Raw genomic sequence first — 20,998 nt, 5'->3', positions numbered from 1 at the left:
ACACCTTTCATTCTCTCCTCAAACTCTACTCTATTATATAGTAAACTTTCTGTCATCAAAATAAAAAGCTGACCACAAAATTTGTAGTCAGCTTTTCTATTACTTTTTATTATACTTTGCAACGAATTCCGAAAGCTTTTTCAGTTCTTCATCCGTACCTTTAAATACACCTTTAGGCATGGAACCTTTTCCATCTTTCGCAATTTTAGCGATTTCTTCAGGTTTTAAAGTTAAGTTCTGCAAAGCTGGTGCTGCCGCCCCGCCTTGTAAATTATCACCATGACACGTTAAACAAGTATTTTTTTGCATTAACTTGTAGCCGTCATCATTTTTATCAACTGGTGCTGTTTTTACAATTGCGCCTTGTTTCTTTGCGGCTTCCCAGTCGTGGTGTGCTACAGATTCCCAAGTTAAAAAGATAATCGATGCAATTGCTAAAAGCATAAATCCAGTTGCTACAGGACGCTTCAACGGGCGTCTTTCTGGACCTCGATCGAGAAATGGAGCTAACAGTAATGCTCCAAACGCAATCCCTGGCATAATAAACGCTCCAATTACAGTAAATGAACCAGAAGCATAAGAATACTTTAGTAACTGATACAAAAATAAGAAATACCAATCTGGAAGTGGTATATATCCGGCATCTGTCGGATCCGCCATTCTCTCAAGCGGTGACGGATGTGCCACTGTTAAACATAAATAACCGATTAAAAAAACTGCACCAACCATCCATTCTTTTAACAAGAAGTTCGGCCAAAATGCTTCTGTTTTTCCTGGGTATTCAGAATAATCTTTTGGAATATTTGGTTTCCGAGCTACTGGTACTCGAGAATCTCCTACAAATTTCATTCCTTTGCCGCGATGCATAATCTCCCTCCTTTAGTTCTTTCCCCTTTAATTTAGCAATCTCTTATAGTGGACCGGAAATACCTTGTTTGCGAATCATGATGAAGTGGAAGGCCATTAAACCTAGAAGTGCTGCTGGTAAGAAGAAGACATGAATAGCAAAGAAGCGAGTTAATGTTTGAGCGCCAACAATTTCGGAATGACCAGCGAGTAATGTTTTAATATAAGGACCAATGAGCGGCGTTTGCTCTGCGATTTGAATCCCTACTTTCGTAGCAAATAACGCTTTCATATCCCACGGTAATAAATATCCGGTAAAACCAAGACCTAACATAACAAAGAAAATAAGAACACCAACAATCCAGTTTAACTCACGAGGTTTTTTATACGCACCTTGGAAGAAAACTCTGAGTGTATGTAAAAACATCATTACAATTACGAGACTAGCACCCCAGTGGTGCATGCCACGAACAATTTGCCCGTACGCAACTTCATTTTGTAAATAGTAAACAGATTCCCACGCATTTTTAATATCAGGCACATAATACATCGTCAAAAACATTCCAGATAAAATTTGAATTACAGTAACGAAAAAGGTAAGTCCTCCAAAGCAATAAACGAATGCAGAAAAGTGATGTGCCGGGTTTACATGTTCAGGTACTTCATGATCAGCGATATCGCGCCATATCGGTGTAATATCTAAACGTTCATCTACCCAATCATAAATTTTATTTAGCATCTACTTTGCACCCCCTTTTGGCTTCGCTTTTCCTAAATACAGCGTTCCATCTTTCACTTTAGACTCGTACACATCAAGCGGAGCAAGTGGCGGTGTGCCTTTAATGTTCATACCATCTTTTGTATAACGTCCTCCGTGACACGGGCAAAAGAATTGATTCGGATGTGCTTTGTCCGAATTCCAGTTCACTGTACACCCTAAATGTTTACACACTGGAGAAAATGCAACGATGTCTCCGCTTTCATCTTTATGCACCCAAGCAGATTTTGGCTCTTCAGACTTGTACCATCCGTCAACCTGTTTCACCTTAAAGTCGAAACGCTTCGGCTCTGTTGTAATATCCTTTACTTGCGCAACAGCAACCATATCTGTTCCCGCTTCTTTTCTTAACACCGGATCAAGCGCAAATCGCGTCATCGGCATTAAAATACCCGCTGCCATAAAGCCTCCTACTCCTGTAAGTGTGTAATTTAAAAACTGTCTTCTTGACACACGATGTTCTTTCTCGCTCACGAAAATTTCCCCCCTCTATCAGAAATTGTCCCCTCGTGAAAAATAATATAAAAAATAAATACTAGGACACTATCATGATATAATACCCTCATGCACAGGTCAATATCATACTACTCATAATAATAAGAACTTTCTGTTTATTGCTATTTTCCCCATTTTTCTTCTAACATTACCATTATATTTTTTATATGAGCGTGAATGACTTCTCTCTTCGCTTGATCACTAAATTGTTCTAACGCTAATGAGGGTAACCAAAATAAATCCCCCTGTAACTCTTGCATATCTTCTTTCCATGAAAAATCACTTGTAACATAAGCAATATGTTTAAAGCCTTGACTTTGTAAATGATCTGTCCATTCTTGCAAACGAGCTTTTTCATTCTTTTGACTTTCTACTAAATACGTAAATGCAGGTAGTAACAGCACTCTTCCTTTATATTCTCTTTCCAACTCCATACTCAACAATTCAATAAATTCACCTTGTTCTACTACCGTTTTCATTTCTTTTGCTGCTGAAATTGACAAAAGAGGTATTACCCCTGTATCTACATACTCCCTTGCTTGCTCAAACTGTTCCACGTCTTTTACAATCCATTTCACATTTCTTCCCTCCCTCCAGCTAAAATGACAGAACTTTCACTTTATATATATTAAACCATACTAAAAGGGGTAAAAAAAGAAAAACTACCCAAGATAGGTAGTTTTTCTTAAAAAAGTCCGAAATTTGTAAAAATTTAATAATTCAAATAAATCCTATAAAGTCTTTAACTCCGCTGTTAACCTATGAAACGCTTCCTTATCTTGCTTATCCAACGCTTCATCAATTTGTTTCAAAAGACGTTCTCTTCTAAATGAAAATACACTCTCTTCTAAAAATCTCTCTGCAAGTAAACGATCTTTTTCATTTACTTCAATATGCTTTGGTAAATATGGATTGTCTTCTAATACAGCTACATAGTTTGCGTTTTGGAACGATGATTTAAAGTTGAGTTGAATATAAATATCCTCATCTCGATTTAAACGAATATCATGAAACGATTTTTCAGCATCTGTGGTCATAACATTTTGTTTAAAAAAGTGAAACGGTGTGTCTTTCACGCAATTTGCTGACATCACTAAGCCACGCGGACAATATTTTGCATGCTCTACGAAGTGGACTTTATGCATTAATTGGTCGTGACTCATTAAATAATTCAAAATCCATACACATTCACGCTGTTTCAGTTGGTAATTATTCAAAAACCATTTTACAAAATCCTTCTTCTCGTTTACAGAAACAGGGGTATTCATAGCAATTAAGTCCCTCCTCTGTCTTTCTCTTTTCTTTTTAGATTCAAGAAGCGGCATTCAGTTTCCTTCCAACTTATGAAAAATCCTCTAAATTATATAACAACTCTTCAATATGAATTTGTGTCGGGTCTAGTTGTAATAACTGAGTAAACACTTCTTTGGCCTCTTTTCGCATTCCTTCTTCCAATAAGAAATAACCGTACTCTTCCAAGAAGTCTGGATGATTCTTAAAAGAAGTATATGCACTTTCATAGTGCTTTAATGCATCCGAATACATTTCTAATTGTTTTTTTGCAAACGCAAGATCCCAAAGTAGTTGTGTATCTGGCTCTCCGCTATCAATAGCACGCTCTACAACTGTGATTAACTCTTCATACTTTTCTTGTCCTTTTAAAATATATGCATATTTTAATATTGCACCTAAATGTCCTGGATCTAACTCAAGCGCTTTTTGAAGCACTTCCTCTGCCTCTGCTACTTTTCCTAATTTAGCTGCAATGCTCGCTAATTCTACATAAAACGGAACAGCAAGCTCATCTATTTTAATTCCTTCTTGAAGTGTTTCATAGCTTTCTTGCAGCATTCCTTCTTTTTCATAGCTTTTCGCTAAATACATGTATAGTGATGCGTACTCAGGATCTAATTCTTTTAGTTCTTGCCAAGCACCAATTGCTCTTTGATATTCTTCTCCTTGATATAATGTGAAAGCATATCCAAATAAGGAGTGAATATCTTTTTGCTCCTCTAAGCCTGCTTCATAGTAAGAGATCGCTTCTTCCCAGTTTCCAATTGCACTTAACGTTTCTGCGAGACGAAGTGCAATGACAACACCCCCCATTACTTTATGTTCCGCTAATAGCGACTCGTAATAAGTAATTGCCTTTTGTTCTTCACCTTTACTACTATATAATTCTGCTAATCCAAACGTAATAACAGGTTCGTCAGGCATCAATTCTTTCGCCTTTAATAGTTTTTGCTCTGCTACATCATCAAAACCTTGCATTTGGAATAAATCTGCAACAAGCAATAACGATTGAACATATAAATCATCATTTTCTGGAATATCATGAAGTACTTCAATCGCTTCATCTTCTTTATCTAAATCAATATATAATTCTGCTAAAAATACCGTAAATTCACTCTCTTCTGGATATAGCAAGCGTAAATCTTCTGTTATTACTAGCGCCTCATCCGTAAACCCAAGTGTATGATAGTAGCGAGCGATATCATACTTCTCTTCATCATTCGCAACTTGTAATTGTTCTTTTAATAATTGTAATCCTTTTTCCGCTTCACCATTTTCAATATATGACACAGCTTGTTCAAACTTTTGCATAAACGTCTCCTTTAATTCTAAAAAATATTCTCTTCTGTTCATTTACCCCGCTATTAACGGGCAGTAAGACCGCCACCTCAAAATTCAGCTAAGGCAAAGAAGTTAGTTTTGGGATCAACTGCCCGTAAAAGCCCGATTGGTTCAACTAATAATTAGCGGGGGATAAACATCCCCCACTGATTAAAGTTTCACTTTATCATAAGCAACGCACTCTTATAACGCAACCTTTAGAATGAGCATGCTCCTTCTTGTACTTTTTCTTATAGCGTAGCTACTTGTTCAAAAAGTTCGGATGTGACACCGATCCCTCACTACTTTCTATTGTACCGTTTTCTTTCATGACCGTGCAAATAACTTCCCTTATTAATTATGAAGCAACACCAACCAAGCTTTTAGGAGCTGTTCATGCGGGATAAAAAAGACTCCTATAAAAGGAGCCTTCACAATTTCTTAAGAATAGGTTTCTTCTTTCTTAACTTGCTCATTTACAAGCTCTTTCAGTAATTCTATAATTTCATCATTTTCTTCTTTCAATCCGACGGTAATACGAATGCCATCATGTATTCCAAATGCAGCACCAGAACGAACAATATATCCTTTCTTCATTAATCGTTCGAAAGCTTCATTACCAGAAATACCAAGTTTTAAGAAAATGAAATTTGTTTGAGACGGATAATAGAATACGTTATATTCCTTACAAAATGCATAGTATTGATTTAACCCTTCAGCATTTTTTTGCACACAGTCTTGTAAAAATGTTTGATCTTCTAATGCAGCTATTGCTACAGCTTGGGCTACAGTCGATGTATTGAACGGTAACCTTGCTACTTCCAACTGCCCGATTAACTTCGCATCACCAATCGCATATCCAATTCGAAAAGCAGCTAAGCCATATGCTTTTGAAAATGTACGTAATACCATAAGATTTTCATATTTTTCAAGAAGTGGCAATGTTTGCGGATAGTCTTTTGCTTCCGCATATTCATAATATGCTTCATCCATAATAACGAGCGCTGACTTAGGTACTGATTCTAAAAATGAAAGTAATTTTTGTTTCTCTACATATGTACCTGTCGGGTTATTCGGATTACAAATCCACACAATCTTCGTTTTATCATCTACTTGTTGTAACATTGCATCTAAATCGTGAATGCCATCTTTAAGTGATACTTCACGAACTTCTGCCCCTTCAATAACAGCATGGTGATGGTATTGCGAGAATGTAGGATTCGCCATTACAACATTTGTTCCTTCATGTAGTAAGGCACGGCTAATCATTTGAATAACTTCATCTAACCCACTACCAAATAACAGTTGTTCCGCTTTTACACCTAAATGATCAGCTACTTTTGTCCGAAGTTCAAAAGCATATCCATCTGGATAAAGAGCGTATTGACTCACTAATGATGTTAACGCTTCTGTCACATTTGTAGAACAACCGAATGGATTTTCGTTCGATGCTAATTTCACAATTTTTGATAATCCATATTCTCTTTTTACTTCTTCAATATTTTTCCCAGGTACATATGCTCTCAAAGTTAACAATTGCTCTTTCACTCTCATTTTTCTTCCCCCAGTCATTTTATTGAATTCGATTACAGTAAGTGATTATAATCCCTTACTGTAATCTTTTATCATAACCGTCACTATTACGAAAACATCTCTAAATAAGCACTTCATAACTGTTCCCTATATTTTTAAGCCATATCCTTTTGAAATGCTTCTAACGCAATATGAACAGTCTCATCAGGAATAGATACGACGTTCACCACCCCATATTCCTGCATAAGTACCATATGAATTGTTCCAGCATTTGCTTTCTTATCTTGTTTCATCAGTTGAACGAGGCGCTCTACATTCAAATCGCTTGGCATTTTTGGATAGCCGTATTGCAAGAACCACTGCTTTATCTCTTCATAAGCAAGATCAACTTTATACACTTGCTCACTTAAAAATAAAGCAAATAACATCCCAACTGCTACTCCGTCACCGTGAGTAATATTTCCATATCCAATCTCTTTTTCAAGAGCATGCCCTAGCGTATGTCCAAAGTTCAAATGAGCACGTACACCTTTTTCTGTTTCATCTTGCGATACAATATTTGCTTTTATAGGAATCGCCTTCATTAATATGTGAATTAACTTCTCATCACGAAGATCCGCCAATGTTTGCACTTCTTCTTTTAACCAATGATACAGTTCAACATCACCAATCAAAGCATGTTTTATCACTTCTGCAAAACCTGAACGCCATTCTTTTTCAGGAAGAGAGTATAAAAATGGTGTATGATATACAACCGCTTCTGGCTGATGGAATGCACCAATCATATTCTTCCCTAACGGATGGTTAATGGCTACTTTCCCGCCTACTGCACTATCGTGAGCTAATAAAGTCGTTGGAACTTGGACAAAGCGAATGCCACGCATAAACGACGCAGCAACAAAACCAGCCAAATCTCCAATCATTCCGCCTCCAAGTGCGATAATTAAAGAATTTCTATCTAATTTTTTTTCAAGAGCTGACGTATGAGCCGCATAGAAATTTTCAAAAGACTTCTCTTTTTCACCACTCGGTACAACGAATGAAAATACTTCTTGCTCTACTTGCAATGCATTCACAACTGTCTGTAAATGTAAAGATGCAACAACTTCATCTGAAATGATCATTACGTTAGATACAACTGGCTGCATATTTTGAACAAATGTTGTCAAATGTAATAATGCCTCTTTCCCAACATGTACATCATATTCTTTTGATTTCGTTTGAATATGTATGTTTTCCATTAAAATCCCCTCGCATATTCATTATGTTTCTCCATATTTTCACGAATAAGATCCATACGATCTAATCCAAATTGTTCTATTAAAGCAGTCGCTAATTCCCAAGCCACAACAGCTTCTGCAACGACACTAGCTGCTGGTACAGCACAACTATCTGAACGTTCAATGCTTGCTGTAAAAGGTTCTTTCGTATCAATATCCACACTTTGAAGAGGTTTATATAGTGTAGGTATCGGTTTCATCACACCGCGCACAACAATTGGCATTCCAGTCGTCATACCGCCTTCTAATCCACCTGCATGATTCGTTCTTCGTGTATATCCACGTGCTTCATTCCACAGAATTTCATCATGAACTTCACTTCCGGGTCTATGCGCTGCTTCAAAACCAATTCCAATCTCAACACCTTTAAAGGCATTAATGCTCATAATCGCGGCTGCTAATTTCGCATCCAGTTTTCGATCATAATGCACATAACTTCCTACTCCAATTGGCATTCCTTCCACAATTACTTCAACGATGCCACCGATTGAATCACCATTTGCTTTCGCATCATCAATTGCTTTTATCATTTGGTTGCCAGCTTCTTCATCTAAACAACGTACAGGTGATGCTTCTGTAATACTTTTTAATTCTTCAATTGAACGATACGTAATCTCCTTAGCTTGTACACCGCCAATTTCAATTACATGGCCTGCCACTGTAATACCAAGTTCCGCTAACACTTTTTTAGCAACCGCACCAGCAGCAACACGCACTGTCGTTTCGCGTGCTGAAGAACGTTCAAGTACATTTCTCATATCTCTATGACCATATTTAATCGCACCATTTAAATCAGCATGTCCAGGTCTTGGTTTTGTTACTTTCCTCTTCATTTCTTTTTCTTCTTGTTCCGTTAACGACTCTGCACCCATAATTTTTGTCCAGTGTGCAAAATCACGATTTTCAACAACAAGTGCAATTGGAGAACCTAATGTCTCTCCATGTCTAACACCACTTGCAATTTGCACTTGATCTGTTTCAATTTGCATGCGTCTACCACGCCCATATCCCTTTTGCCTTCTAGCTAACTCTTCATTTATATCATCCGCTACTAAAGGCAGTCCTGCTGGAATACCTTCTATAATCGTTGTAAGTTGTGGACCATGAGATTCACCAGCTGTAATATATCGCATACGTTATTCCTCTTTTCGTATATGTATTTATCTCGCTATATTAAGCAATGATATTATCTTTCATTACTCTAAAAATATGAAAGAAATTATATGATTGATCAGCCATTCGCTTATTCTCCGATAGGCCTTTTACTTTACATATCAATATATCATAACCGCTCTAACTTCGTAACTAATCCAAATAAAAAAAGTGCAAGAAGAATACCCCTATTCTTCTTGCACTTTTTACTATTATCACAGTGATTAAAGCGTTTACAAATTATTTCAAAATAATTAGTAAATCCATTCATTCATTAATTTTGAGTAGTCTACCAATTCTTCTTCTTTAAAGAAAATAGCAATCTCGCGCTCTGCGCTTTCTAAAGAATCAGAACCGTGGATAATGTTTTTCGCAACAGTTACACCGAAATCTCCACGAATTGTTCCAGGAGCCGCTTCATGTGGTCTTGTTTTACCCATCATATTACGAGCTGTATCTACTACACCTTCACCTTGCCATACCATTGCAAATACAGGTCCAGATGTAATAAAGTCTACTAATTCACCAAAGAAAGGTTTTTCCTTATGCTCACCGTAGTGTTGTCCAGCAATTTCCGGAGTGACTTGCATTAATTTTGCACCAACTAATTGAAAGCCCTTTTTCTCAAAACGAGCTACAATTTCCCCAATGAAGGCACGTTGTACACCGTCTGGTTTTACCATTAGAAATGTTTTTTCCATAAAAAATCTCTCCACTTCTGAATTATGTATGTAATTGTATATCCCCACACACATATTAACACCCTTATCACAATTGTGCAATAGTTTTGAAATAGAGAGATTATTTTATTTTTTAGAATAAACACTAAAATTTTCGTTTTCCAATATACTTTGCAACATTTTGTAATGCATACTTTGCTTGCCCACGTGGGAGTGGTTTTATTATTTCCAATGCTTTATGTAAATAACGTTCGCTAAACGCAAATGCTTGATCAATAGCTGTACTATTTTTTACAGCATCAATAATTTCTTTCATTTCACTTGCTGTTGTATTTTCATGTACAGAAGTGATTTTCTTGCGGAGTATTGGATCTTCCATCGCATATAAAGCAGGCAGCGTAATATTTCCTTGTAGTAAGTCACCACCAGCAGGTTTTCCAAGTTTCTCTTCTGTTGAAACGAAATCTAAAATGTCATCAATAATTTGATAAGACATTCCTACGAAATACCCATACCAAAACAAACGATTTACCATATCACGATTAGCACCAGCAGCAATCGCCCCTAGCTGACAACTCGCAGCAATTAATAATGCTGTTTTTCGCTTTATCCTTCTTAAATACGTTCGTAAATTTTGGTCATAGTTATATTTATCTTTAATTTGTTCAATTTCACCTTTACATACTTCTAAAATTGTATGCGACAGTGCCTGATGCGCCTCTGGAATTTCGATATTTGTTACACATTCAAGAGACTTAGCAAACAGATAATCTCCTGTATACATTGCAATACGATCTCCCCATTTCGCATTCACAGTCGCACTACCGCGTCGTAAAAACGCTGCATCAATAACGTCATCGTGAACGAGAGAAGCCATATGAATAAGTTCCAACGCAACAGCGACGTGCTTAATTGCGTCTAACTTATAATCCCCGAATTTCCCTGCAAGCAACACGAATACAGGACGAATTCGCTTCCCACCAGCTTCAATGAGTTGTAATGCCGCCTCTTCTACTAATGGCTGTTCAGAAGCAACTGTCTTTTTTAATTCTTTTTCTATTACATTAATATCCGATCGTAAAAAAGAGTACATAAGTTGTAACTTCATATTGTTCACCTTAACCTAAAACTTCTTTTTTCTATTTTGATTCTGGTTTCATACCTAAATGCATCGCTGCTACTCCAAAAGTAAATGGTTTCACTTGTACACGTTCAAGTCCAGCTTCCTCAAACATTTGAGCCAATTCTTTCATCCCTGGGAATGTACTAGCGGATTCTTGAAGCCATGAATATTCTTTATAGCTTTTCGCAAACATCTTTCCAAATAACGGCATGATATATTTAAAGTATAAAATATACCCTTGTCGAAAACCAATCATTGTTGGTTGCGATGTTTCTAGGCAGATTACTTTACCACCTGGTTTTACTACACGTGTCATTTCTTTTAATACGTGTAAATAATCTGGTACGTTACGTAAACCAAATCCAATCGTTACATAATCAAATGTATGATCTTCAAATGGAAGTTCCATTGCATTTCCATGTAGAAGTTCTACTTGTTTTAATTGTAACGCCTCTACCTTTTGTTTACCGACAGATAACATGTTTTCACTGAAGTCTAGGCCAACAACCTTCCCCTGCTCACCTACAGCTCCTGCTAGCGCAATTGTCCAATCCGCTGTCCCGCAGCACACATCAAGCGCTTTACTGCCAGGTTTTACATCCATAATACGCATCGTCTCTTTACGCCATGCTTTATGTCTTTGAAAACTAATTACAGAATTCATCACATCGTATTTATCTGAAATTTTCTCAAATACATCATGTACTCTTTCTTCTTTTGATTGTTGCATGCTCGTACCTTCTTCCAATGTAAAATTGCTTATGTCTTCGATTTATCTCTTAACACAGAATTTATTTCACTTATGTCTGTGTGATCTTCTAAAAATTGATCTTCTTTCTTTCGTAATTCCATCATCCATTCATTAATAACTGTTTCTGCATCAGCTTTATCCCCTAAAGCCTCTTGCACTGCTTGAAAAACAGGTGAATGTTGTTTATCAGCATACAGTTGACATTCTTTTTGGAGACGATTTTTCCCTAATACATACGTTATAAATGGTTTCCAATGTGATAAATGGAAATGATCACATGTTTTTTGAAGGAGCGCAGATTCAATCGTTACTACACTCTCCATTATGTTATCCATCTTGTCATGCGCTTTTTGGTATAGCATAATTTTATGTTCATTAATCTCTTTAATTCCTTCAGCAAGCGCGCGAATTAAAACAATATCACGATTCATAGACAATAAGTAATAATATAGCCCACTATAGTAATCACCTGCAAGTACTGTTAACTGGCGGCGTTTATGCGATTCAATCGCTTCTTCCCCCGCTTTGTTTGATACTCTTTCATGTGTATCAAGCGCAATTTGCACAAGCATAATCGTTACTACATAATGCTCAATTTGTTCTATATGTAAATTTTCACTTTTTAAAGCTCCATATAACAATGCTATTTTCTCTTCATCAATACATGGTTCTTCAATATAGTTTATAAAATAAGGATGGCGTAATTTCTCCATCAATTTCTCTTTTATACCCGCATACCCTCCGTAGATGTCACACACAAAAAATCACCCTTGTTTTCTAATTCATAAAACTTATTATAACACATACATTCTATTTTCTATAACCAAAACTTGGCTACACCTTCCATTGATGTAAGCAATCTTTCTATTCTCACTCTGCCCAACTAACACTATATCATTTATTTACTTGTAAAAAAAAGAAAAGCAGTTTCCCGCTTTTCTTTACTTCGTTTTAATAAAAGATAAAATTTCACTACGCGCTGCAGCATCATTTTCAAGCACACCACGTACTGCCGTCGTTATCGTTTTCGCACCTGGTTTTTTCACACCACGCATCGTCATACACATATGTTCTGCTTCTACTACTACCATTACACCATGCGGCTCTAGTACTTCCATGATAGAATTAGCCACTGTTGATGTAATACGTTCTTGTAGTTGTGGACGACGTGCAATTGTATCTACAGTACGAGCTAATTTACTTAACCCCGTCACCTTTCCGCCTTGCGGAATATATGCAACGTGAGCAACTCCATAGAATGGAACTAGATGATGCTCACACATCGAATAAAATGGTATATCTTTTACTAGTACAAGCTCTTCGTGATCTTCTCCGAATACTTTATGCAAATGCTCTTTTGGATCTTCATGCATCCCCGAGAACACTTCTGCGTACATTTTTGCAACGCGCTTCGGTGTATCAAGTACTCCCTCACGATTTGGGTCATCTCCGATTGCCTCTAAAATAAGGCGTACTGCGTGTTCAATTTGTTCTAAATTAACTTTTGCCATCCGCTAGCCCTCCCGAAAACCTAAAAGTGATACGAACACATTCTAGCATATTTATGTTTTTAAAAGCAAAAAGAAGAGTTCCCAAAAAGGAAACTCTTCTTCCCTGTTAATATGTAAGGATTATTTAACCGCATCTTTTAACGCTTTACCAGGTTTGAATGCAGGTACTTTACTTGCAGCGATTTCAATCTCCTCACCTGTTTGTGGGTTACGACCTTTACGAGCCGCACGCTCACGAACTTCGAAGTTACCGAATCCGATCAATTGTACTTTATCACCTTGTTTTAAAGCTTCTAAGATAGAATCAAAAACAGCGTCTACTGCTTTTGTTGCGTCCTTTTTAGAAAGGGAACTTGCTTCTGCAACAGCATTGATTAAATCTGTCTTGTTCATGCCATTCACCTCCTCCCAAAGATAAGACTGTATAATGATCATAAAATGAGTCTTACTTTCATTTGTAGGCAATTTTTACAAATTCTATACTACAAAGATGTAGATAAATCATTATCAACGCCTATATTATACGATTCTCCTTTATAATTCAATATTTTTAAGGAAATTGTTACTCTTAAAATGTGAAAATCTGATGAAACTTGACAATTTACAACAATGTATTAGATAATGACTGTTTATTTTTCTATTCCATACGTAAAAAATAAAAAAATCCCTCTACAATGAGAGGGATTTTTTCTTATAATATAATCGCAATTAATCCGCCAGATCCTTCATTAATAATTCTTTCTAGTGTTTCTTTTAATTTATATCTAGCATTTTCTGGCATTAAAGATAGTTTTGCTTGAATTCCTTCTCGAACAATAGAGCTAAGCGAACGTCCGAATATATCGGAATTCCAAATTGATAATGGATCATCTTCAAAATCTTGCATTAAATAACGAACTAATTCTTCACTTTGCTTTTCAGTACCAATAATCGGCTCAAACGTCGATTCAACATCTACTTTAATCATATGAATAGATGGAGCTACCGCTTTTAATTTCACACCAAACCTTGAACCGTGACGTATGATTTCCGGCTCATCTAAGCTCATATCAGCTAGTGCAGGTGCTGCTACACCATATCCTGTTTGCTTTACCATACGCAGGGCATCCGCCACTTGATCATATTCTATTTTCGCATGAGATAAGTCGAGCATAAGCTTCAGTAAATGATCTTTCCCTCGAATTTCTACCCCTACTACTTCTTTTAAAATTTGATCGTACAATTCATCTGGCGCATATAAATCAATCTCTGCCACACCTTGCCCCATATCAATGCCAGCTAGACTTGCCCGATCAATAAATTCATATTGACTAAACTGCCAAACGACACGGTCCACATCACGAAGACGTTTTATATCCTTCACAGTCTCTTGAACTGCTTCTTGATAACTTTTGCGTAACCAATGCCCTTCATTTAGCACCATTACCCAACTAGGAAGGTTTACATTCACCTCTAATACTGGGAACTCAAATAACGCTTCTCGAAGTACATTATATACATCTGTTTCTCTTAAACTCTCTACACTCATCGCAATTACTGGTATATCATATTCTTCAGATAAACTTTGGCGTAATTGCTCTGTATCCGGATGATACGGCTGTACAGTATTGATAATCATAATGAAAGGCTTTCCAACTTCTTTTAACTCATTTACAACGCGTTCTTCTGCCTCTATATAATCTCTTCTTGGTATTTCGCCAATCGTTCCATCCGTTGTAATTACAACACCAATTGTTGAATGTTCTTGAATTACTTTGCGCGTGCCAATTTCTGCAGCTTCATGGAATGGAATAGGCTCTTCATACCAAGGAGTATTAATCATACGCGGGCCATTCTCATCTTCATAGCCTTTTGCTCCTGGAACCGTATATCCAACACAATCTACTAATCGAATATTTACTTCAAGTCCTTCATCTACTTCGATAGAAACCGCTTGGTTTGGAACAAACTTCGGTTCCGTCGTCATGATTGTACGACCAGCAGCACTTTGAGGCAGTTCATCCTGCGCTCTTTGGCGGTCAGATTCATTCTCAATGTTCGGAATAACAACAAGTTCCATAAATTTTTTAATGAATGTTGATTTCCCTGTTCGAACAGCTCCTACAACTCCAAAATAAATATCACCGCCTGTGCGTTCCGCAATATCTTTAAAAATATCTACCTTTTCCAAGTGATTCCCTCCCTCAAAATTTTTGGGAATAATTCCGCGTATATAGTCAACTAATACCTTCTCTAACGTTGCCTATAATATCTGATATAATATAATGGTATTCTAGAAGTTCGGACAATATATCAAATAATTTTGTCCAATTTCATATGACTATTTAAAAAATACTTTTTGTTTGCATCACAAGTTGTATAACATAAAAAACCTTTCTTCTAGAACTTATTCGCTAAAAGAAAGGTTCATGACTTATGATTTAAAAAAAATTGGTTCTCCGTCCTTCACCGTATACGGTAAAGAATATGCGGGAACAAATGGGGAGTCTTTCGATAGTATATTTCGAATATCTTCTCCTTCCTTAAATTGCCCTTCATTTTTTTTTAACACTTCATATAAGTCGATTCTGTAGTCAACAAATACTTCTCCTTTTTCATTGATTACAAAAGGAAGTCCTTTACCAGAATACGGACTTGTCACTTGCGGTACATCTTTATATCCTAGTTTTTTGTAATCCAATTCATATACCCCGTCTGAAATTACTTTTTTAAACGGTGGATATCTATGTTCATCACGGTACATCCTCAATTTTAATGATAATTCCTGAATTTGTTCAACCATCCTTATATCAATTAACTTTACGGTCGGATTTGTTTCAACATCTATTAATACGTATTGGTATACCCCTCCACTTTCATACGCATTCCCTGGTGCTTCTTGTATGTAGCGCGGAGCAATTTTTTGAAAATCGATTGGATACTTTTGATAAATAGGTGTACTCATATCACGCGTTTTAATTGGCAATATCCCACCATTTTGTTCCTTATATGTCGTAATAGCTTTTTGAACAACTTGTAACTGATCTTCATAAGGAACAGCATTTTGTTTCATATTTTCTTTCGGATACATACACCCTGTTAAAACGCTGATGCAACAAAATATTAAAATAATATGGATTTTTTTCACTAACAATCACCTTTTCACGCTAGTATAACTTACTCCTTATGTAACATTTTGAGATACACTCCTCTTACTGCTCCACAGGTCCACTAAATACAACAAGAAAAATAACAATACCCGACACAATCATGAGGGTGTACGCTACTAACGCTGTAATCCCTTTCAGAAATTTATTTTTCATTTTATGCCTACTTAATAAAATAAAAACTACTGCAACAAACATAAATCCCATTGCCCCTAAGGAAAACCACATTTTTATAAGCCCTTCTGACATATATACACCCCTTTACTTTCAATCTATTTTTATACTATTTTAACAAATTAAAATCTTTAAACAAATACAATTCATCATTTTAATGCAAATTAACAAAATTTATGTACAAAAATAAAACCGAAGCGCATTATTTTGCGCTTCGGTTGACCAAATATGCCCTTACCAGCTCTATTCCCATTCTTTCATGGCTATCATATGCAATCTACAATCTCTTTGTTTCTCATAATTTATTTTTTAAACATTTTGCTTAACGAGCCAAAATCTGCTGGCATATTATTGTTAATAATCGCTTTTACAATTTGATCCTCTTGCTCTTTCGGCACCTCACGTCCTGCCATAAGAGCTACTTGATGAATCAATTGACGAAGCACAGTTTCATCACGTAAATTCGCATTTTGTACAGATGACGCTAATTTAAAAATATCCTCTTTGTTCACTTTCGCTTCCTTCTCAATATTATTAAAAATGTTATTATCCATTCTTTTCACCCTCTCCTCAAGTTACACTTCATCCTATGCAAAAATAAAAAAATGGTGAAAAGACCCAATCAAAAAATAAAAAAGCGACAGGAGTACAAATTGTACTTCTGTCGCTTTTATTTAAAGTAAATCAGGTATAGCTTCCACTTCATGTTTTCGAACGCGTCCCATCAATGAGCCTACTGCATCCTTTACATCATTCCCATTGAACAACACGTCATATAAAGCAGCTGTAATCGGCATTTCAACTTCCATCTTCTCTGCCAATTCATGAGCAGCTTTCGTTGTTCTTACGCCTTCTACAACCATCCCCATACTTTCTAACACTTCTTCTAAAGAGTGCCCTTTTCCGAGCATATTTCCAGCACGCCAATTTCGGCTATGAACACTTGTACAAGTTACTATCAAGTCTCCCATACCAGTTAGACCAGCGAACGTTAAAGGATTTCCGCCCATTTTTCTTCCTAAACGAGCAATTTCCGTTAAACCACGTGTCATTAATGCCGCTTTCGCATTATCACCTAATCCAAGACCATCCGTTATCCCTGCAGCTAATGCGATAATATTTTTTAACGCACCACCAAGCTCAACTCCAACAATATCAGGATTTGTGTATACACGGAAGTAGCTATTCATAAACAAATCTTGTACTTCCTCAGCCGCTTCCATACGCTTCGCTGCCGATGTAACAGTTGTCGCTTGACGTAAGCCGACTTCTTCAGCATGACTCGGTCCAGACAGTACAACAACATCTTTAATCAAGTTCTCTGGAATTTCTTCCTCAATCACTTCCGAAATACGTTTTGACGTACCTGGTTCGATCCCTTTACTTGCATGAATCCACGTAACTGGTTCTGTAACAATTTCTTTCATCTCTTGTAATACATCTCTGTACGCTTTCGTCGGTACTACTAACAGTACTGTATTTACATCTACTAATGCTTCTTCTAAAGAAGAGTAGGCTACGATTGTGCTTGGCAATGTAATTCCTGGAAGATATCGACTATTCTCATGTTTCGCATTAATCTCATCCATAAGTTCAGAACGATTTCCCCAAATACGTACATCATGTCCATTGTCAGCTAATACCATCGCTAACGCTGTTCCCCAGCTACCTGCTCCTATTACTGTGATTTTTGTCATAAAATCACATCCTCTCCATTAGTCTCTTGCTCTAGCGATAATGTGAATCGGTGTTCCTACAAAACCGAACGCTTCACGTAAACGATTCTTTAAGAAGCGCTCATATGAAAAGTGCATTAATTCTGTATCGTTTACAAACACAACAAATGTCGGTGGTTTTACCGCAACCTGTGTCGCATAGAAGATCTTCAGACGGCTACCATTATGAGTCGGCGTTGGATTCATCGCTACAGCATCCATAATTACATCATTTAATACATTCGTTTGTACACGGATACTATGACTTTCATTTACTTCATTAATAACTGGTAACAATGTTTGTGTACGTTTTTTCGTTTTCGCAGATAAGAATACAATCGGTGCATAGTCCAAGAATTGGAAATGAGCACGAATATTTTCTTCAAATGCTTTCATTGTTTTCTCATCTTTTTTCACTGCATCCCATTTGTTTACAACGATAATAACAGCTCGTCCTGAATCATGAGCATATCCAGCAATTTTTTTATCCTGTTCAATAATTCCTTCTTCTCCGTCTAAAACGACTAAAACAACGTCAGAACGTTCAATCGCTCTAAGCGCACGAAGTACACTATATTTTTCTGTGCTTTCGTATACTTTCCCTTTTTTACGCATACCAGCTGTATCGATAATTACATAATCTTGACCATCTTTGCTATATGGTGTATCGACAGCATCACGTGTCGTTCCTGCTATATTACTTACAATTACACGTTCTTGACCAAGAAGTGCATTTACAAGTGATGATTTCCCTACGTTTGGACGTCCAATTAAAGAGAAACGGATTGTTTCATCGTCATACGCTTCTTCTTCAATCTTCGGAAAATGATTTGCAGCTTCATCTAACAAATCACCAAGTCCTAAACCGTGTGTACCTGAAATCGGGAATGGCTCACCGAATCCTAATGCATAGAAATCATAAATGTCACTACGCATTTCTGGATTATCAACCTTATTTACCGCAAGTACAATAGGTTTTTTAGAACGATATAAAATTTTAGCAACTTCTTCATCTGCTGCAGTTACACCATCGCGACCATTCGTCATAAAAATGATAACATCTGCTTCATCAATCGCTACTTCCGCCTGTTGACGAATTTGTGTCAAGAACGGCTCGTCTCCAATATCAATTCCACCTGTATCAATAATGTTAAACTCATGATTTAACCATTCTCCCGCACTATAAATACGGTCTCGCGTTATACCTGGTATATCTTCTACGATTGAAACTCTTTCTCCAACAATTCTATTGAAAATAGTAGATTTTCCTACGTTCGGGCGGCCTACTATTGCTATTACTGGTTTCGGCATATACTTTCATCCTTTCAACTTGCTTCTGTTTATTATGTAAAAAACCCTTCTTTGTGCAAGAAGGGATTTGCATTCCAGAATATTTCTCAACGTATCAAAACACCTCATATTATAACACACGTTGCTAATGTTTCACAATAATATATACATTCTCTTGTAAGCGATGCGCAATACCATCTAATATCGCCTCTAAATTATTTGCAACAAATTCTAGTTCCTCTTTCGTCTCACAAGTAAATAACGGAGCTCCACCTGCAAACTTTTCCGGTGTCGTTGTAATTACTGCGAGAATAACACTTTCTAACATCATCTTTTATCTCCCCTTCCTTTCGGGGCTTCCGATGACATATGAACGGCACTTTCTAGCGTTGGCACATTCCCTATGACACCTATCGCTTTCTCGGCATCTTGGTCTTGCGGCAAGACAAAGATGCCAACTCTTCCATCTTCTAAATCACGCTTCGCTAACGGTACAAGTGCTGGTGTACCTGAATCCCTATATATCCCTAGAGCAACAGAGACATCATGTAAAATAGCTTGCCGTTGTCCTAAATTTGCAATTGTAACCATCGCATCAATTGATTTCGGTTTTAAAATAAAACCCATTCCATATTTCATAATTTCTTCTTGCCTTGCCGGCAATCCAATATTCATAATATAAATATTATCAATATAAAGCCCCGCTCCTTCAAAGCGAAGCGGTACATGCTCGATATCAACAAGATCATGTAACCTTTTGCCTGACATTAATTTTTTCGCAATAAAAAATGCTATTATAGCCATAATTACTCCAGCAATCCATGAATGGAACCCTATATACGCAAACGTCGTTGCAAACGACGTTAACATCGCCAAATAGTTGCGACTTTCAAAAACTAATGCAATTCCTTCAATGTATGTATTTCCACGCGGTACGAGCTCATATCCATCTAATTGTTGAAGCGTATTTCTTTCCATATTACGCACATCACGAAATTGCGTCGCTGCTAACGTAAGAAATGTAATGGCAGAAAAATCTTTTTTCAAAATAGACGGGATTGCAATCGCTCCTAAGGCTGCGGCAATTAACCCCATCGCAATATGAATAATTTTCCCATGAAGCCTCGTTGGATATTGCCGCGTATCCGTGCGAAGCATTAACACTCTCGTTACCGTCCCTGCTATTACGCCACATAAAATGGCTGGTGTATATTCAGTCATGTATTACCCTCGCCCTTCTTTTACGTGTTTTCCGCTTAAACTGTTCCATGTATACTGATACTTTTGCAATCCAAAATAAAATTGTCATAAACAATGTAGAAACGGCGATGATATCAAAAAACGCTAAACTACCGTAATCATAAGGGAAGTTTAGTTTCCGAAAAATAAGTGTCACTAACAACTCTCCTTGCAACATCCCTATATATAAAGAACATAATCGCAGGAAACGATCTCCATGCAATAAAACTGATGCATACACAAGGGCACCACTTAACAGAAACAACCTATCCACCACAATCCAAATCGGGTCATATACTTCTAACAAATGAAAACTTGTATATAACATTGCAATAATAAGCGCCGAAAGTAAGGTATATATTTTTTTCCAAATAGAATATAGCGTAATCCCTATAAAAGAAATAATACAAAGTAAAAGAGCATTTATTGATACCGTGAATGAAGCAATCGTTATATGTAACGGAGAGCAAATTATAAAAATCAATATACAAGCACTTAACTTCCATCGAATAGATTCCTTTTTCATAAAGAAAGTTACGATAACCCACCCTATCCAAGCTACAAAATAAAAAGTACTCCCATCCATCATTTCACCTCCTATGTTTTCCATTATGGGAACTTTTTATGAAAGTTAATCCCCCTTTCTTTACGCATAGTTTTTTCATATAACAG

Annotated in this window: 24 protein-coding genes; all 24 read right to left on the bottom strand. The window is 36.8% G+C overall.

Annotated features, from left to right (window positions below; translation table 11 throughout):
- Nucleotides 1-99 precede the first annotated feature (99 nt).
- On the bottom strand, nucleotides 100-867 hold the full coding sequence (qcrC, locus tag JDS98_RS04450; RefSeq protein WP_000554601.1) for a menaquinol-cytochrome c reductase cytochrome b/c subunit: 768 nt from the start codon (nucleotides 865-867) through the stop codon (nucleotides 100-102).
- Between the two features lie 43 nt (nucleotides 868-910).
- On the bottom strand, nucleotides 911-1,585 hold the full coding sequence (gene qcrB, locus JDS98_RS04445) for a menaquinol-cytochrome c reductase cytochrome b subunit (protein WP_000932700.1): 675 nt from the start codon (nucleotides 1,583-1,585) through the stop codon (nucleotides 911-913).
- Entirely contained in the window at nucleotides 1,586-2,098 is a 513-nt protein-coding gene (qcrA, locus tag JDS98_RS04440; protein WP_001290419.1) for a menaquinol-cytochrome c reductase iron-sulfur subunit, read from the bottom strand. It lies immediately after the preceding gene.
- 143 nt (nucleotides 2,099-2,241) lie between these two features.
- A complete protein-coding gene (locus JDS98_RS04435; protein ID WP_000871316.1) occupies nucleotides 2,242-2,697 on the bottom strand; it encodes a YpiF family protein in 456 nt (151 codons plus the stop codon).
- A gap of 153 nt (nucleotides 2,698-2,850) precedes the next feature.
- Nucleotides 2,851-3,387, bottom strand: coding sequence for a ReoY family proteolytic degradation factor (locus JDS98_RS04430; RefSeq protein WP_001095919.1), 537 nt, complete (start codon nucleotides 3,385-3,387; stop codon nucleotides 2,851-2,853).
- Nucleotides 3,388-3,460: 73 nt separating this feature from the next.
- On the bottom strand, nucleotides 3,461-4,723 hold the full coding sequence (locus tag JDS98_RS04425; protein ID WP_087970169.1) for a tetratricopeptide repeat protein: 1,263 nt from the start codon (nucleotides 4,721-4,723) through the stop codon (nucleotides 3,461-3,463).
- Between the two features lie 450 nt (nucleotides 4,724-5,173).
- Nucleotides 5,174-6,286: a histidinol-phosphate transaminase gene (hisC, locus tag JDS98_RS04420; protein WP_001264040.1), complete on the bottom strand. Its 1,113-nt coding sequence runs from the start codon at nucleotides 6,284-6,286 to the stop codon at nucleotides 5,174-5,176.
- 134 nt (nucleotides 6,287-6,420) lie between these two features.
- Nucleotides 6,421-7,506, bottom strand: a complete 1,086-nt coding sequence (aroB, locus tag JDS98_RS04415) for a 3-dehydroquinate synthase (RefSeq protein WP_098911346.1) — start codon at nucleotides 7,504-7,506, stop codon at nucleotides 6,421-6,423.
- Nucleotides 7,506-8,678 carry a chorismate synthase gene (gene aroC / locus JDS98_RS04410; protein WP_001269353.1) on the bottom strand — a complete coding sequence of 391 codons (1,173 nt, stop codon included), beginning with the start codon at nucleotides 8,676-8,678 and terminating at the stop codon, nucleotides 7,506-7,508. The genes aroB and aroC overlap by 1 nt, the downstream gene beginning before the upstream one ends.
- A gap of 273 nt (nucleotides 8,679-8,951) precedes the next feature.
- Nucleotides 8,952-9,398, bottom strand: a complete 447-nt coding sequence (ndk, locus tag JDS98_RS04405; RefSeq protein WP_000415890.1) for a nucleoside-diphosphate kinase — start codon at nucleotides 9,396-9,398, stop codon at nucleotides 8,952-8,954.
- Between the two features lie 124 nt (nucleotides 9,399-9,522).
- Nucleotides 9,523-10,485, bottom strand: coding sequence for a heptaprenyl diphosphate synthase component II (gene hepT / locus JDS98_RS04400; protein WP_000776088.1), 963 nt, complete (start codon nucleotides 10,483-10,485; stop codon nucleotides 9,523-9,525).
- 31 nt (nucleotides 10,486-10,516) lie between these two features.
- Nucleotides 10,517-11,230 (bottom strand): 2-heptaprenyl-1,4-naphthoquinone methyltransferase, encoded by a 714-nt coding sequence (menG, locus tag JDS98_RS04395; protein ID WP_001187664.1) that lies wholly within the window; start codon nucleotides 11,228-11,230, stop codon nucleotides 10,517-10,519.
- 29 nt (nucleotides 11,231-11,259) lie between these two features.
- Nucleotides 11,260-12,009 carry a heptaprenyl diphosphate synthase component 1 gene (locus JDS98_RS04390; protein WP_000332836.1) on the bottom strand — a complete coding sequence of 250 codons (750 nt, stop codon included), beginning with the start codon at nucleotides 12,007-12,009 and terminating at the stop codon, nucleotides 11,260-11,262.
- A 183-nt stretch (nucleotides 12,010-12,192) separates the two neighbouring features.
- The gene (folE, locus tag JDS98_RS04385; RefSeq protein WP_001151479.1) at nucleotides 12,193-12,762 is read right to left on the bottom strand and encodes a GTP cyclohydrolase I FolE; all 570 of its coding nucleotides are present in this window, start codon (nucleotides 12,760-12,762) and stop codon (nucleotides 12,193-12,195) included.
- 120 nt (nucleotides 12,763-12,882) lie between these two features.
- The gene (locus JDS98_RS04380; RefSeq protein WP_001043860.1) at nucleotides 12,883-13,155 is read right to left on the bottom strand and encodes an HU family DNA-binding protein; all 273 of its coding nucleotides are present in this window, start codon (nucleotides 13,153-13,155) and stop codon (nucleotides 12,883-12,885) included.
- Between the two features lie 298 nt (nucleotides 13,156-13,453).
- Nucleotides 13,454-14,932: a stage IV sporulation protein A gene (gene spoIVA, locus JDS98_RS04375; protein WP_000416518.1), complete on the bottom strand. Its 1,479-nt coding sequence runs from the start codon at nucleotides 14,930-14,932 to the stop codon at nucleotides 13,454-13,456.
- Nucleotides 14,933-15,175: 243 nt separating this feature from the next.
- Nucleotides 15,176-15,889, bottom strand: coding sequence for a hypothetical protein (locus JDS98_RS04370; protein ID WP_000719829.1), 714 nt, complete (start codon nucleotides 15,887-15,889; stop codon nucleotides 15,176-15,178).
- Nucleotides 15,890-15,953: 64 nt separating this feature from the next.
- The gene (locus tag JDS98_RS04365) at nucleotides 15,954-16,157 is read right to left on the bottom strand and encodes a DUF2768 domain-containing protein (RefSeq protein ID WP_001289001.1); all 204 of its coding nucleotides are present in this window, start codon (nucleotides 16,155-16,157) and stop codon (nucleotides 15,954-15,956) included.
- A gap of 227 nt (nucleotides 16,158-16,384) precedes the next feature.
- Nucleotides 16,385-16,636, bottom strand: a complete 252-nt coding sequence (locus JDS98_RS04360; protein ID WP_000369753.1) for a stage VI sporulation protein F — start codon at nucleotides 16,634-16,636, stop codon at nucleotides 16,385-16,387.
- A 120-nt stretch (nucleotides 16,637-16,756) separates the two neighbouring features.
- Nucleotides 16,757-17,779: an NAD(P)H-dependent glycerol-3-phosphate dehydrogenase gene (locus JDS98_RS04355; RefSeq protein WP_000161758.1), complete on the bottom strand. Its 1,023-nt coding sequence runs from the start codon at nucleotides 17,777-17,779 to the stop codon at nucleotides 16,757-16,759.
- Between the two features lie 18 nt (nucleotides 17,780-17,797).
- A complete protein-coding gene (der, locus tag JDS98_RS04350) occupies nucleotides 17,798-19,108 on the bottom strand; it encodes a ribosome biogenesis GTPase Der (RefSeq protein WP_001125887.1) in 1,311 nt (436 codons plus the stop codon).
- A 124-nt stretch (nucleotides 19,109-19,232) separates the two neighbouring features.
- Nucleotides 19,233-19,418 carry a capping complex subunit for YIEGIA gene (locus tag JDS98_RS04345; protein ID WP_000979055.1) on the bottom strand — a complete coding sequence of 62 codons (186 nt, stop codon included), beginning with the start codon at nucleotides 19,416-19,418 and terminating at the stop codon, nucleotides 19,233-19,235.
- Nucleotides 19,415-20,308, bottom strand: coding sequence for a YIEGIA family protein (locus JDS98_RS04340; RefSeq protein WP_000141591.1), 894 nt, complete (start codon nucleotides 20,306-20,308; stop codon nucleotides 19,415-19,417). The genes JDS98_RS04345 and JDS98_RS04340 overlap by 4 nt, the downstream gene beginning before the upstream one ends.
- Nucleotides 20,301-20,912 carry a YphA family membrane protein gene (locus JDS98_RS04335; RefSeq protein WP_098911347.1) on the bottom strand — a complete coding sequence of 204 codons (612 nt, stop codon included), beginning with the start codon at nucleotides 20,910-20,912 and terminating at the stop codon, nucleotides 20,301-20,303. The genes JDS98_RS04340 and JDS98_RS04335 overlap by 8 nt, the downstream gene beginning before the upstream one ends.
- Nucleotides 20,913-20,998: the final 86 nt, after the last annotated feature.

This window comes from Bacillus cereus group sp. N11, assembly GCF_016483605.1.
Lineage (GTDB): Bacteria > Bacillota > Bacilli > Bacillales > Bacillaceae_G > Bacillus_A > Bacillus_A toyonensis.
Note: the sequence above shows the minus strand (reverse complement) of the source record. Positions and strands in the feature narration are given on the sequence as shown.

Coding starts and splice junctions, on each gene's coding strand:
- JDS98_RS04345 (WP_000979055.1), bottom strand. CDS start 19,418: ATGATGTTAGAAAGTGTTATTCTCGCAGTAATTACAACGACACCGGAA.
- aroB (WP_098911346.1), bottom strand. CDS start 7,506: ATGGAAAACATACATATTCAAACGAAATCAAAAGAATATGATGTACAT.
- qcrB (WP_000932700.1), bottom strand. CDS start 1,585: ATGCTAAATAAAATTTATGATTGGGTAGATGAACGTTTAGATATTACA.
- JDS98_RS04340 (WP_000141591.1), bottom strand. CDS start 20,308: ATGACTGAATATACACCAGCCATTTTATGTGGCGTAATAGCAGGGACG.
- JDS98_RS04355 (WP_000161758.1), bottom strand. CDS start 17,779: ATGACAAAAATCACAGTAATAGGAGCAGGTAGCTGGGGAACAGCGTTA.
- qcrC (WP_000554601.1), bottom strand. CDS start 867: ATGCATCGCGGCAAAGGAATGAAATTTGTAGGAGATTCTCGAGTACCA.
- JDS98_RS04430 (WP_001095919.1), bottom strand. CDS start 3,387: ATGAATACCCCTGTTTCTGTAAACGAGAAGAAGGATTTTGTAAAATGG.
- aroC (WP_001269353.1), bottom strand. CDS start 8,678: ATGCGATATATTACAGCTGGTGAATCTCATGGTCCACAACTTACAACG.
- JDS98_RS04335 (WP_098911347.1), bottom strand. CDS start 20,912: ATGGATGGGAGTACTTTTTATTTTGTAGCTTGGATAGGGTGGGTTATC.
- menG (WP_001187664.1), bottom strand. CDS start 11,230: ATGCAACAATCAAAAGAAGAAAGAGTACATGATGTATTTGAGAAAATT.
- folE (WP_001151479.1), bottom strand. CDS start 12,762: ATGGCAAAAGTTAATTTAGAACAAATTGAACACGCAGTACGCCTTATT.
- der (WP_001125887.1), bottom strand. CDS start 19,108: ATGCCGAAACCAGTAATAGCAATAGTAGGCCGCCCGAACGTAGGAAAA.
- JDS98_RS04360 (WP_000369753.1), bottom strand. CDS start 16,636: ATGGATAATAACATTTTTAATAATATTGAGAAGGAAGCGAAAGTGAAC.
- JDS98_RS04425 (WP_087970169.1), bottom strand. CDS start 4,723: ATGCAAAAGTTTGAACAAGCTGTGTCATATATTGAAAATGGTGAAGCG.
- JDS98_RS04380 (WP_001043860.1), bottom strand. CDS start 13,155: ATGAACAAGACAGATTTAATCAATGCTGTTGCAGAAGCAAGTTCCCTT.
- hepT (WP_000776088.1), bottom strand. CDS start 10,485: ATGAAGTTACAACTTATGTACTCTTTTTTACGATCGGATATTAATGTA.
- ndk (WP_000415890.1), bottom strand. CDS start 9,398: ATGGAAAAAACATTTCTAATGGTAAAACCAGACGGTGTACAACGTGCC.
- JDS98_RS04365 (WP_001289001.1), bottom strand. CDS start 16,157: ATGTCAGAAGGGCTTATAAAAATGTGGTTTTCCTTAGGGGCAATGGGA.
- hisC (WP_001264040.1), bottom strand. CDS start 6,286: ATGAGAGTGAAAGAGCAATTGTTAACTTTGAGAGCATATGTACCTGGG.